The 11,609-nt window shown below is 69.6% G+C and carries 14 protein-coding genes and 1 pseudogene; all 15 read right to left on the reverse strand.

Going from position 1 to position 11,609, the window contains the following annotated elements; all coding sequences use genetic code 11:
* On the reverse strand, window positions 1-473 hold a 473-nt coding region (locus D7V93_RS26215), incomplete at its 3' end, for a hypothetical protein (protein ID WP_147451330.1).
* A 122-nt stretch (window positions 474-595) separates the two neighbouring features.
* Complete coding sequence (locus D7V93_RS26220) at window positions 596-1,072, reverse strand: SycD/LcrH family type III secretion system chaperone (RefSeq protein WP_120646002.1); 477 nt, start codon at window positions 1,070-1,072, stop codon at window positions 596-598.
* Window positions 1,073-1,075: 3 nt separating this feature from the next.
* Window positions 1,076-1,558 carry a hypothetical protein gene (locus tag D7V93_RS26225; RefSeq protein ID WP_120614863.1) on the reverse strand — a complete coding sequence of 161 codons (483 nt, stop codon included), beginning with the start codon at window positions 1,556-1,558 and terminating at the stop codon, window positions 1,076-1,078.
* 46 nt (window positions 1,559-1,604) lie between these two features.
* Window positions 1,605-1,886: an EscU/YscU/HrcU family type III secretion system export apparatus switch protein gene (locus D7V93_RS26230; protein WP_120646003.1), complete on the reverse strand. Its 282-nt coding sequence runs from the start codon at window positions 1,884-1,886 to the stop codon at window positions 1,605-1,607.
* An 11-nt stretch (window positions 1,887-1,897) separates the two neighbouring features.
* Window positions 1,898-2,974 carry a type III secretion system export apparatus subunit SctU gene (sctU, locus tag D7V93_RS26235; RefSeq protein WP_120646004.1) on the reverse strand — a complete coding sequence of 359 codons (1,077 nt, stop codon included), beginning with the start codon at window positions 2,972-2,974 and terminating at the stop codon, window positions 1,898-1,900.
* A gap of 19 nt (window positions 2,975-2,993) precedes the next feature.
* The gene (locus D7V93_RS26240; protein ID WP_120646005.1) at window positions 2,994-3,812 is read right to left on the reverse strand and encodes a flagellar biosynthetic protein FliR; all 819 of its coding nucleotides are present in this window, start codon (window positions 3,810-3,812) and stop codon (window positions 2,994-2,996) included.
* Window positions 3,809-4,075 (reverse strand): flagellar biosynthesis protein FliQ, encoded by a 267-nt coding sequence (gene fliQ, locus D7V93_RS26245; RefSeq protein ID WP_014398418.1) that lies wholly within the window; start codon window positions 4,073-4,075, stop codon window positions 3,809-3,811. The genes D7V93_RS26240 and fliQ overlap by 4 nt, the downstream gene beginning before the upstream one ends.
* Window positions 4,076-4,091: 16 nt before the next feature.
* On the reverse strand, window positions 4,092-4,916 hold the full coding sequence (gene sctR, locus D7V93_RS26250; RefSeq protein WP_120646006.1) for a type III secretion system export apparatus subunit SctR: 825 nt from the start codon (window positions 4,914-4,916) through the stop codon (window positions 4,092-4,094).
* 10 nt (window positions 4,917-4,926) lie between these two features.
* A complete protein-coding gene (locus D7V93_RS26255) occupies window positions 4,927-5,619 on the reverse strand; it encodes a flagellar biosynthetic protein FliO (RefSeq protein WP_120646007.1) in 693 nt (230 codons plus the stop codon).
* Window positions 5,620-5,719: 100 nt separating this feature from the next.
* Window positions 5,720-7,084 (reverse strand): type III secretion system cytoplasmic ring protein SctQ, encoded by a 1,365-nt coding sequence (sctQ, locus tag D7V93_RS26260; RefSeq protein WP_120646008.1) that lies wholly within the window; start codon window positions 7,082-7,084, stop codon window positions 5,720-5,722.
* The gene (locus tag D7V93_RS26265) at window positions 7,081-7,986 is read right to left on the reverse strand and encodes a flagellar hook-length control protein FliK (protein ID WP_120646009.1); all 906 of its coding nucleotides are present in this window, start codon (window positions 7,984-7,986) and stop codon (window positions 7,081-7,083) included. Before D7V93_RS26265 ends, sctQ begins: the two co-directional genes overlap by 4 nt.
* Before the next feature lie 34 nt (window positions 7,987-8,020).
* A complete protein-coding gene (locus D7V93_RS26270) occupies window positions 8,021-8,509 on the reverse strand; it encodes a flagellar assembly protein FliH (protein ID WP_120646010.1) in 489 nt (162 codons plus the stop codon).
* Between the two features lie 61 nt (window positions 8,510-8,570).
* Window positions 8,571-9,884: a type III secretion system ATPase SctN gene (sctN, locus tag D7V93_RS26275; RefSeq protein WP_120616198.1), complete on the reverse strand. Its 1,314-nt coding sequence runs from the start codon at window positions 9,882-9,884 to the stop codon at window positions 8,571-8,573.
* A 17-nt stretch (window positions 9,885-9,901) separates the two neighbouring features.
* Window positions 9,902-10,576: a FliH/SctL family protein gene (locus D7V93_RS26280; protein WP_120646011.1), complete on the reverse strand. Its 675-nt coding sequence runs from the start codon at window positions 10,574-10,576 to the stop codon at window positions 9,902-9,904.
* A gap of 24 nt (window positions 10,577-10,600) precedes the next feature.
* Window positions 10,601-11,609 (reverse strand): annotated as a pseudogene (locus tag D7V93_RS45200) (hypothetical protein); the annotation flags it as partial.

Raw genomic sequence — 11,609 nt, forward strand, 5'->3', positions numbered from 1 at the left:
ACGTCACCCGTGACCATGGCGCGCTTCTTCGCCGCGGAGCTGCTCTCGAAGGCGTCCTTGGGGCCCGTCGAGGAGGCGGGCTTGGCCGCGGCGGGGGGCGTCGCGGCGGCAGCGGGAGCCGCGGCGGCCTTGGGCGCGACACCGCGCTCGGTCAGGTAGGTCTGCATCCACTCCACCGACTCGATGAGGACCGGCGGCATGGAGGCCAGCTGCGGGTTCTTGCCCGCCTCCCCCAGGTGCCGGTTGAAGGCGTCCTTCACGTCCTGGTAGAGCTGCATGTTCATCTGAGCGCCGTCCTTGGTGTTGACGAGCAGCTCGGACATCTTGCGCAGCACCTGCTGGAGGGTCCCGGTCGCACCCTTCGCGGCGGCGTCCAGCCCGACGATGATGGACTCGCGCTGCTTCGTCAGCTCTTCCGACGCAGCCGGCGGCATCTCAGCGGGGACTCGCGGATCAGGATTCGGATTCGACATGGCACTGTCCTCGGGTGAAGAGGGATGGTTGACACGCGCACCCTAGCAGAACATCCAGGGTGGCTTAAAACTCCTGAAGCTCCTCCAACCCTGGAATCCCCCCAGGGCTTCGCGGCAGGGGCTCAGCGCCGCGTCAGCGCGCTGACCATGGCGCCGGCCTTGCGCACCACCGGATCATCCACGGGCGACATCGCCGCGGCGCGGCGCAGGTCCTCCAGCGCCTGGGGCTTCTGGCCCATGGCCAGCTTCACCTCCGCGCGCCCCACGTAGACGGACGGATCCTGCGGCGCGAGCTTCGCCGCGACGTCGAAGGCCGCGAGCGCGCCCTGGCCGTTGCCGGCCGCCATCTCCACCACGCCGAGCGCCTTGGCGAAGTACACGTCCGTGGGGTTCACCGCGTAGAGGCCCTGGAAGAGCGTGCGCGCCTCGGCGATGCGGCCCTGGTAGAAGAAGAAGTAGGCCGTCTTGGCGATGGCGTACAGCTCGTCGTTCGAGTAGCCGCGCACCTCGCGGAGCGTGGCCTTGCCTTCCGCCCAGCGCTGCAGGAGCGCGGTGAGCTTCGCCTCGTCCTGCGGGTCCTCGGGGTCCAGCGACGCCATGGGTCAGTAGCCCTCGTCCTTCTGCTCTTCCCACATGCGGCGGATGATCTCCTGGGACTCCGCGCTCACCTGATCCACCAGGCCCAGCATCGCGGACTCGCGCTGCAGGAGGGCCTTGAGGCGCTCCAGGCGCTCCGGCGGCGCGTTCACGCGGGCAAGTCCCCGCTCCAGCATCATGCGCTGCCCGTCGTCCCCGCGGCCGGCGACGCTGGCCAGGTGGGGCCGGTCGCTGAAGCCCTCCAGGTCCGCGTCATGCCCGCCCGGGTGCGGCGGCAGGGGCAGCCGCAATTCCTCCGACGAGTGCGCCGGGCCGATGAAGTCCAGCAGCGCCGCGGACGCGAGCGCCGGGTTCTTCGGGTTGCCCGCCTTGCGCGCCTTCTTCGCCCGCTCGAGCTGCGCGGGGTCCACCAGCCGCTCGCGGACACTGCGGGGACCACCCCAGGGCCAAAGGGCTGTACTGGGGGGCGGATTGTTGATTCTGGCCATGGTGGCCCGACTTCAACCCAGGTGAGGGGGCCGCGTCCAGCCCCCTTCAGCGTCCGGCCGCCTGCTCCCGCTGGAGGGTGTAGATGAAGTTCAACACCTCCGCGACCGCGTCGTAGAGCTCCTCCGGGACTTCCTGGCCCACGTCCACCCGGTACAGGGCGTGCGCCAAGGACACGTTGCGCATCACGGGGATGCCGTACTGCTTGGCGATCTCCTTGATCTTCTCCGCCTTGAGCCGCATGCCCTTGGCCACCACGCGCGGGGCGCCATCCGCATTCTTGTCGTACTTGATGGCGATGGCGATGTCCGCCTCTTCGTCACTGGCCATGGCACCCTCCTTCAGGCGCGCGCCGCCGGCGCCGCGTTCTGCTTCAACCCGTAGACGAAGTTCAGGACCTCGGCGACCGCGTCGTAGAGCTCCTCGGGTACTTCCTGGCCCACCTCCACGCGCAGCAGCGCATGGGCGAGCGGCACGTTGCGCAAGAGCGGCACATCCGACTCACGCGCCAGCGCCTTGATGCGCTCCGCCTTGGCGTCCATCCCCTTGATGAGCACCCGGGGCGCCCCGTCCTTGCCCTGGTCGTAGATGAGCGCCACCGCGACGTGGTCCGGGTTGGTGACGATGACGCTCGCGTCCTTCACCGACTCCATCTGGGCCCCCTCCATGATCTCCTGGTGGAGCTCCTTGCGCTTGGCCTTGTGGTGCGGGTCGCCTTCGCTCTGCTTGTACTCCTTCTTGACCTCGTCCTTCGTCATCATCATGTCCTTCATGTACGACTTGCGCTGCCACCACACGTCGAAGATGCCGAAGATGACGAAGAGCATCAGGATGCGGACGCTCACCCGGTAGATGATCTCCCCCAGGATGGTCATGATGCCGTGCGTGTCCTGCCGCACGGTCTCGATGACCAGGGGCATGGAGTCGCGCACCACGCCGTAGACGATGTAGGCGGCCACGGAAATCTTGATGAGGTTCTTGAGCAGCTCCACGAAGGCCTTCTTCGTGAACATGTTCTTCAAGCCAGCCAGCGGGTTGAGCTTGTCCAGCTTGGGAATCAGCGGGTCGATGGTGAAGAGCGACCCCACCTGCAGGAAGTCGAACAGCCCGCCCAGCACCGCCGCGCCGCCCGCCACCGGCACCGTGAGCAGCAGCAGCGTCTTCAGTCCCATGTAGAGCAGCTGCGTCGTCGCGAGCCCTAGGTCGTCCGAGTGGGCGATGTGTTCGAAGCTGAATCGGAAGAGCGTGGAGATCTCCTGTTCCACCGTCTCCCACGTGGCGCGCGCGATGCCCATGCCCGCGGCGAGCACGGCCACGGCCGTCAGGTCCTTGCTCTTCCAGACCTGGCCCTTCTTGCGGGAGTCGTCGAGCTTCTTCTGCGACGGCTCCTCTGTTTTGTCGCCACTCTCTTCCGACATGGAGGAACCCCGGGGCGCCTTAGGCCAGCAGGCGGATGGCGTGCTGGACCATGCGGAGCATGTTGGCCAGCTCCAGCTGCATGCGCCCGATGATCACGTGCATGGCGATGAACATGATCAACACGCTCACCAGCGGCTTGAGGGACATGGAGATGAAGAAGATCTGGATCTGCGGCGCGACGCGGTTGATGGCGCCCAGGGACAGGTCGGTGACGAACGCGGCCACCATGCCGGGACCGGCCAGCGCCAGGCTCACCTTCAAGAGGTCCGCGAAGGCGCGGATCATCAGGTCGAAGAAGGGCCACACGCCCCGGCTGAAGTGCGGGAAGCCCTCCAGGGGGACAATCTGGAGGCTGTCCGCGAGCGCCTTGATGATGATGTGGTGCCCGTCCAGCGACAGGAACAGCACCACGGCCAGCTGCACCTTGAGGTTGGAGAAGAGCGACACCTGCGTGCCCAGCTGTGGCACGAAGAGCTGGGCGTTGTTGTTGCCCGACATCGTGTCCACCAGCGTGCCGGCCACGCGGGCCGCGTCGAACACGATGTTGACGATGTACGACAGGCACAGCCCGATGAAGATCTCCTTGCACAGGAGCGCGATGTACGGGAGCGCGCTGATGGGGATGTTCTCCATCCGGTCGCTCACGGACGGGAACAGCACGATGGCGATGAGCAGGCCCAGGCCCAGCTTCATCTCCGCCGGCACCACTTCACCGCCCAGGAACGGGCTGAAGATGAGCAGGGGCATCACGCGGCACATGATGAGCGCCACGGTGAAGATCATGAGCGACAGGTTGTACCGAGCGCTCACCTCGGCCATGACTTCGCCGATGTTCATCTGCCGATGAGCGCCGGGAAGCGGTCGAAGACGTGGAAGGTGAAGCGCAAGAGCTGCCCGCCAATCCACGGCCCCGTCATGGCCAGCACGCCGAAGACGAGGACGACCTTGGGCGCGAACGTGAGCGTCTGCTCCTGAATCTGCGTGGTGGCCTGGAACAGCGAGATGAGGAAGCCCACCAGGAGGCTCATGAGCACCGGCGGCGCGGAGACGACGAGCACCAGGAACAACGCCTCCTGGGTGATGAACGTGAGCTGATTCATAGGAGTGCGGCGCTCCTTACAGGTAGCCGATGACCAGGCCCTTGGCGATGAGGTACCAGCCGTCCACGAGCACGAAGAGGAGCAGCTTGAAGGGCATGGAGATGGTCGTGGGCGACAGCATGTGCATGCCCAGCGCCAGGAGGATGTTGGCGACCACCATGTCGATGACGATGAACGGCACGAAGAGCAGGAAGCCGATCTGGAAGGCCTCCTTGAGCTCGGACACGACGAACGCCGGGACGATGATCATGAAGTCGTTGGGCGTGATGTCCTTGCGGTCCTCTTCCTTCCGCATCTTCTTCGCCAGGCTGTAGAAGAGCGTGCGGTCCTTGTTGGTGACCTTCTTCATCAGGAACTCACGCAAGGGCTCCTTGGACTTGTCCGCGGCCCCCAGCAGCGTGCCCACCGTCTCCGAGGAGAACACCGCCGTTCCCCGCGACCAGATGTCCACCCCGCCCGCCCGGTACATCTCCTGGCCGATGGGCGCCATGATGTAGACGGTGAGGATGATGGCCAGGCCGGTGATGACCTGGGTGGGGGGGATCTGCTGGGTGCCCAGCGCCGAGCGGACGATGGAGAGCACCACGGAGATCTTCACGAAGCTCGTCACCATCATCAGCGCGAACGGGACCAGCGACATGGCCGCCAGCGCGAGGATGAGGATGAGGGGGCGGGAGGTGAACGAGTCGGAGCTCACCGCCTCCTTCACCACGGAGTCTGGCACCGAGTCCCCTCCCTTCTTCGCCGCGGAGGCAAGGAACGGGTGCAGCGACACAATGGCCGCGAAGAGCCAGGGCGGAGCGCGGAACAGGAGCGGGCGGGCGGGAGACGAACGGTTCACGGGACGGCCTTCAGACGCCCGGCGGCGGCGTGGGGCCACCGCTCCGGCGGGAGAGGAGCTTCTGGAGGAAAGGACTCAGGGACACCGACGCCGCCGGAGGCCGCGCAGCGCGGATGCGCTCCACGGCGTCGCGGTCCAGCTTCGACACAAGTTGCACGCCACCCTCGCCGCCGCCCACCAGCAGGTACTCGTCCGCGGCCTTCAGGACGAAGAGCGTGCGCCGTTGATCCAACGGGATGCGCTCCATCACCGAAACGACGGACGCCTTGCCCACGGGCACGCCCTGCAGCCCCATCAGCCTGCGCAGGCCCACGTTGAGCGTCAGGTAGATGGACGCGAGCACCGCGCCCAGGAGCGCCACCGTGCGCACCACCACCCAGCCCAGGCTCTCCTGCGCCTCGGACTCCTCGGGGGCGGCGACGCCCAGCTCGCGGTCCAGCTCGTCCGCGTGGCGCGTGGCCCGCGCCGCCTTCGCGGCGTCGGGCTCCGGCGTGGGCACGGGTGCGGCAGCGGGCGTGGCGGAGGCCGCCGGCGCGTCCGGGACCGGAGCGGGAGGAGCGACGGCTTCGGCCTTCGCCGGAGGCGCCGCGGGGGCGGGGGTCGCTTGCGGCGCCACGGGCGCCTGCGCCAGGACGGCGGGCGACACGAAGAGCAACACGGCGCCGAGCAACCTGCGCGAGGAGGAGAGACGGAGGACTGCCATGGATGAGCGCGAGCCTAGTGCACCCGGGTCGGGACCGCCACGGGCCCCGGCGCGGGCAGGGTCCCCTGCCCGCCTGCCCTGACGCATGGGGCGGGAAGGCTCATCCCAGGTTGATGATGCGCACGCCGAGCTGGCCTTCCACTTCGACGAGCTCGCCCCGGGCCACCACCTTGCCGTTGACCGACAGGTCCACGGGTTCGCCCGGCCCGCGCCGCAGCTCGATGACCTGACCTGTGCGCAACCCCACCACCTGCTCCGCCGTGATGGGCACGCGCGCCAGCTCCACCGCCACCTGCAGGGGCAGGTCACTGAGCAGGTCGCTTCCATCCCGGTTGTTCGCGTCGTCCAAGGCCGCCCCTTCCAGTTCCGGAGGAACGTCCAGCTCCGGGTTGGTGAATTCCTCGTTCTCCTCCGCGCCGCCCCCGGACTCCCCACCCTGCGAGTGGCCGGTCTCCCCGGGGACGACGTCCGTGATGCGCGCACGGTAGCGGCCGTTCTCCAGGTACACGTCCGCCGCGAGGTGGCCGGTGCGACCCAGCCCCAGCCGCAGCTGCGCCGTGCCGGGCTCGCCTTTGTCCGGCCGCGCCGACAGGGCGTCCAGCAGCAGCACGTCCTTGATGCGCAGCGACGCCAGGTCCTGCGCGGACAGCTCCGCCACGCCAATCTCCGCGCGCAGCCAGTCGCGCAGCGAGGACAGCCGGCGCCCGTGCGCCTTCATGTCCGCGCGCCGCCGCTCGCGCCGCTGGGCGCTCTCCACCTCGGGTTCGGCCGCCTCCAGCACCGCCGACGGCACCACCAGCCGCACGATGCCGCGGTGCGTGCCCAGCAGCGCGTTCAGGTGCACCGCCAGCATGGGGCCATCCTCGCCCAGGCGCGCGGAGACTTCGTCCACGCCGCGCGCCACGCCGTCCAGCCGCGGCCGGGGAACGCCCGCCTGAAGCCCGGGCACCAGCTCCTTGAGGGCCTCCAGGACGACGTAGCCCATCACGCCCTCCTCGATGTCCGTCAGCGGCCGCAGGCCCACCGTCTCACCGGCGCCGCCCAGGAGCAGGTCCACCGCCGAGTGCGCCAGCGACAGTTCGATCTCCAGCACCACCCGGCCCTTCAGCGAGCCGGGCGCGAGCACCGCCAGGAAGGACGGGTCGCCCAGGAAGCGGCGCAGCTCCGTCATGGGGCGCGCCTGGGCGGACTCCACCGTCAGGCGCACGTCCACGTCGAAGAGCGCCTTGAGGCGCGCGCAGACGGTCTCCAGCGTGCCCGGGTTCGGCGTCAGCCAGCGCAGGCGTTCGGCCAGCAGGCCCTGCGCGCGCGACACCTTCTCCAGGTGCGTGAAGACGAAGGGACGCCATGGCACGACGGGCGCCGCCGGTGCCGAGACGGGCTTCGAGGGGGGCCCCAGCTTCCGGGTGTCGACCAACATGGTTCGCTCGTAGATTCCGGGTTCGTCGTCCGGCTCCAGGCTCATGTCTTCGCCTCGAACCTCAACTGCTCAAGCGACAGCCCCCGACCTCCCAGGGCGCTGCGCAGGCCCTCGCTGTTCTCCTCGAGGAGCTTCAGCGTATCGCGGTCGCTGCCACTGAAGACGGCGGAGATCTTCCCGTTCTTCGCGCTCACCTTGATGGAGAGGCCGTTGAGCACGTCCCCGCGCAGATCGATCTGGAACTCCGCGTTGCCCGCGGCGTTGGTGCCCACGCGCACCCGCTCCACGATCTTCTGGGCAATCTCACTGGCCATCTGGCGCAGGCGCTCCGAGCCGGCCATGTCCTTGGGCTTGGCCACCGGCACCGGCGCCATCAGCGCGGGGTTGAAGCGGAAGCCCGCGCCGGCCATCTGGCCGCCCTTGTCGTCCTTGTCCTTGTTGCCGCCGCTGCCGCCCTTGCCGCCGCCGGCGTTGACGTCCGTCTTGAGCTCACCCTTCTCCGAGCTCAGGCGGCTCGACTGGCCGTCGGACTTCGTCAGGTCGCCGTCGCGCACGTCGGTGGAGCGCTTGTCCTCGGTGGCCTCCGACTTGCGGGTCTCCGAGCGCTGCGCCAGCGTCTGCGTCTCCGCGTTGCGCTGGGTCTGCTGCGCGCCCTGGGAGGACTCGCCGGGGCGGGCCGCGCCCGCTTCCTTCTGGAAGAGCTTCTCGTCGAAGGTCTTGGCCTGACCCTGGGTGGCGCGCGCGAGCACCTGCTTGGCGAGCCCCTGCGGAGTCTTGGGCTCCGCCGTCTTCGGCTGGGCCTTCTCCGACTGGCCCTGCTGGACCAGCTTGGAGAAGAGCGACTCGCCCTCCACCCGCTTCTTGGTCTTGGCTTCAGCGAGCTTGCGCTCCTGGATCATCCGCTCCGCCATGCGCGCGGCATCGCGATCATCGTCAACTCGGCTCATGGCGTCCTCTCCTGACTGCGGGGGCGGCGGGAGGTTACTTGCGCTGGCGGGCCAGGAACAAGGCGTTGCCAATCTCCTCCTGGTTCAGCTCCTCGCGCTGCTGGCGCTCCTGGCGCACCTGCTTCACGAACGTTTCCTTGTTCTTCTCGATGGCCTTGAGCTCCTTGGCGGCCTCGGCCATCAGCATGCGGCGCTGCTCCACCAGGCGGGCGGCCGCCTTGACGACCTCCTTCTGGTGTTCAATCTGGAGGGCGACCTGGGCCTCTTCGTCCTTCAGGCGCTCCTCGAAGCGGCCCATCATGTTCATGCCGCTGATGCCGGCGCCCTTGGCCATCATCTGCTGGAAGTACTCGGCGACCTTCGCCTTGCGCTCCTTGCGACGGCGCTCCAGCTCCGCCTCCAGGCGGAGCTGCTCCTGCTTTTCCTTCTCCAGCGCCTTGATGGCGGCGGAGAAGGCCTGTTCGGCCTCCTCCTTCGCCTTCTCACGCATGTCCAGCAACACCTGCAACCGGTACGGGGGCATGGTGGGGGCATCCTAACCGGAAATCCCCCGCCCGTGCCCCCTCCTCCGGGGACGGGCCCGATCAGTCCTCGAAGAGGGCGATGAGCTGCTCCACGGTCTCCTCGAAGGGGGAGTTGGAGTGGGTGTCCTGCTTGAGGAAGTCGATGATGGCGTCGTACTTCTCGATGGCGTAGTCGGTCCGCGCGTCGGCGCCTGCCTGGTAGGCACCCAGGAGGATGAGGTCGCGCTGCTTCTCGTAGGTGGAGAGCGTCTCGCGCAGCTTGCCGGCGGCCTTCTTGTGCTCCTTGGAGACGATGCCGCTCATCACACGGCTGAGGCTGGCGAGCACGTCCATGGCGGGCCACTGGTTTCGCTCGCCCAGGGCGCGGTTGAGGATGAAGTGGCCGTCGAGAATACCTCGGACTTCGTCGGCGATGGGCTCCTCCATGTCACCGCCGGCCACGAGGCAGGTGTAGATGGCGGTGCACTTGCCCTTCTCCGAGTTGCCCGTGCGCTCCAGGATGCGCGGCAGCATGGAGAAGACGCTGGGCGGGTAGCCCTGACGCGCGGGGGGTTCGCCAATGGCGAGGCCGATGTCGCGCTGGGCGCGCGCCAGACGCGTCACGGTGTCGAGCATGAACAGCACGTTGCCACCGCGCTCGCGGAAGTACTCCGCGATGGCCGTGGCGACGTAGGCGGCACGCAGACGCACGAGGCTGGGCTGGTCGGACGTGGCGCACACCAGGACGGCGCGCTTCATGCCCTCCTCGCCCATCGCGTCCTCGATGAACTCGCGCACCTCACGACCACGCTCGCCGATGAGCGCCACGACGCTCAGGTCGGCCTGGGTGTTGCGGGCAATCTGCCCCATCAGCGTGGACTTGCCGACGCCGGAGCCTGCGAAGAGGCCCACGCGCTGGCCCTCGCCCACGGTGAGCAGCCCGTCGATGCAGCGGACGCCCAGGGGCAGCGGCCGTTCGATGCGCTGGCGGGTGAACGGATCCGGGCAGTCGCGGTCCACGGACCAGTCGATGAGGCCGTCGCCCTCCAGGGGACGCCCGTCCATGGGCTCGCCGATGCCGTTGAGCACGCGGCCCAGGAGCGCGTCGCCGCACTTGATGGTGAGGGGGCGGCCGGTGGGGATGCACTCGCTGTCCGGACCGATGCCGTACAGCTCGCCCAGGGGCATGAGCATCACCTCGTCGCCCACGAAGCCCACGACCTCCGACTTCATCGCGCCGCGCAGGCGGCTCTTGATGAGCACCACCTCGCCGATGCGGACGTTGGGCACGCTCGCCTTGATGACGAGGCCGGTCAGCTCGGTGACGCGACCGCGCACCCGGACGAGGGACGCCTCCTTGATGAGGTCGTAATAGCGCGAGAGGTCGATGGCCATGGCGGGTTCCTAAAGGCTCAGGCCGGACCGCTCTTGCGGGCGGGGTCGGGCAACAGGATGTTCTGGAGCATCTCCAGCTGGGTGGGCAGCTGCGCGTCCACCGTGCCGGCCTCCGTCTGCACGATGCAGCCCACCGGGGCGACCTCCGGGTCCTCCTTGATGGCCAGGTCCACCGTGCGGCCGATGAGTTCCATCAGCACCGGGCGCTTGGCGCGCAGCACCGCGGCCGTCTTCGGGTGCACCCGGAGCACCATGGCGCGGGCGTTGCGCAGGTTGTCGATGGCCGCCGCGCACAGGTCCACCATCAGCTCCGGATCCCGCTCCAGGTCGCGGCCGATGATCTTCTCCGCCATCTTCAGCGCCAGCCCGATGATGTCCCGCTCGTGGGAGGTGAGCAGCTCCCCGGCCTGGATCTTCGCGCGGAGGACGAGCTCCGTCGCCTGCGCGAGCCCCTCCTGGCGTCCCAGGTCCCGGGCCTTGGCGAAGTGCTCCTCCTTCTCGCGCTGGGCCTCGGCGAGGATGCGCTCCTTCTCGCGGTGGGCCTCCTCGATGATGCCCTGGGCGCCCTGGCGGGCCTCGAAGACCTCGGCGTTCATCACGCCCGCGCGAGGCGGCCGCAGCGCCGGTCGCTCCGAGGCGACGACCACCGACTCCGCCAACCCGTCCCCCTTGATTACCTTGCCGATCGCCATGGGCTGCTCCTTGCGGACCGGATGCTAGCGCGTTCCGCCGCGCGGTCCACGCCCTCCAGGGCCGCCCGGTCCTTCGGGGCCCTGTCGGTCAGCGGGAGCGGGCCGCCTGCGGCCCACCTGCGTTCCCTCCGAGGACCTGGGGGATGCCTGCCCGGAGGGCGGGCCAGCACGGCCCGCGAGCACGCGCGGCGGACGCTCGGGCTCGTCTCCGGATTCGGGGCGCGCCGCCGGGGGACGGCCTCCGGTGCGCGAGCGCAGCACCCGGGCCCCGTCGGAGGCCTCAGCGGAGGGGTCCGGACGCCGGGGAGCCCGGGGCTCCGCGTCGGCGGGCGGTCGCGAGGGGCGCTCGGCCCGGACGGAGCGGCCCTGTGGCTCGTCCGGCTCCACGGGACGTGATTCCCCCCGCATGCCCAGGCGCGAGGGCGGAGGCCCGATGCGGGCCCCTTCCGGGTCCACCCGTCCGGGACGCGTGGGCCGGGTGCCCTCCGGCTCGCGGCGGCTGGGGATGCCCCCGGTCGAGGAGCGGGGCGCGGGGCCCACCGACGAGCCCCGGTCCACCGGCATCCGGCGCATCTGCGAGCCGTTCGCGTCCCCTTCCGGCGCGCCCATGGACGCGCGCGGCGCGGGGCCTCGCTCCCGCTCCACCGGCATCCGGCGCATCTGCGAGCCGTTCGCGTCCCCTTCGGGCGCGCCCATGGACGCGCGCGGCGCGGGGCCTCGCTCCCGCTCCACCGGCATCCGCCGCATCCTGGAGCCGTTCTCATCCCCTTCCGGAGAGACCATGGACGCGCGCGGCGCGGGGCCACGCTCCCGGTCCTCTCCCGGAGGCGGGCGCGAACGCCCGGGCGGCGGCGCGGACGGGCCCCCGGGTCCCGCGTCACGGCTGGACGCGGCGCCCGCGCGGCGGGCCGCACGCTCCGCCATGAAGTCGCGCTTGGCGCCGGCATCTCCTCCGGCCTCGTCATCTCCCCCGCCCCGGAGCCCCTTGGGGGCGCGCAGCGCGGGTTGCCGCGACGGATCCGGCGCGGTGATG

It is taken from the genome of Corallococcus llansteffanensis (assembly GCF_003612055.1).
Classification (GTDB): domain Bacteria; phylum Myxococcota; class Myxococcia; order Myxococcales; family Myxococcaceae; genus Corallococcus; species Corallococcus llansteffanensis.

Bases quoted from the DNA above. Each gene is read 5' to 3' on its own strand.
- D7V93_RS26230 (WP_120646003.1), bottom strand. From the start codon at position 1,886: ATGGCCAGTGACGAAGAGGCGGACATCGCCATCGCCATCAAGTACGAC.
- D7V93_RS26225 (WP_120614863.1), bottom strand. From the start codon at position 1,558: ATGGCCAGAATCAACAATCCGCCCCCCAGTACAGCCCTTTGGCCCTGG.
- D7V93_RS26220 (WP_120646002.1), bottom strand. From the start codon at position 1,072: ATGGCGTCGCTGGACCCCGAGGACCCGCAGGACGAGGCGAAGCTCACC.
- fliQ (WP_014398418.1), bottom strand. From the start codon at position 4,075: ATGAATCAGCTCACGTTCATCACCCAGGAGGCGTTGTTCCTGGTGCTC.
- D7V93_RS26240 (WP_120646005.1), bottom strand. From the start codon at position 3,812: ATGAACATCGGCGAAGTCATGGCCGAGGTGAGCGCTCGGTACAACCTG.
- D7V93_RS26270 (WP_120646010.1), bottom strand. From the start codon at position 8,509: ATGCCCCCGTACCGGTTGCAGGTGTTGCTGGACATGCGTGAGAAGGCG.
- D7V93_RS26265 (WP_120646009.1), bottom strand. From the start codon at position 7,986: ATGAGCCGAGTTGACGATGATCGCGATGCCGCGCGCATGGCGGAGCGG.
- D7V93_RS26280 (WP_120646011.1), bottom strand. From the start codon at position 10,576: ATGGCGATCGGCAAGGTAATCAAGGGGGACGGGTTGGCGGAGTCGGTG.
- D7V93_RS26255 (WP_120646007.1), bottom strand. From the start codon at position 5,619: ATGGCAGTCCTCCGTCTCTCCTCCTCGCGCAGGTTGCTCGGCGCCGTG.
- sctN (WP_120616198.1), bottom strand. From the start codon at position 9,884: ATGGCCATCGACCTCTCGCGCTATTACGACCTCATCAAGGAGGCGTCC.
- sctU (WP_120646004.1), bottom strand. From the start codon at position 2,974: ATGTCGGAAGAGAGTGGCGACAAAACAGAGGAGCCGTCGCAGAAGAAG.
- sctQ (WP_120646008.1), bottom strand. From the start codon at position 7,084: ATGAGCCTGGAGCCGGACGACGAACCCGGAATCTACGAGCGAACCATG.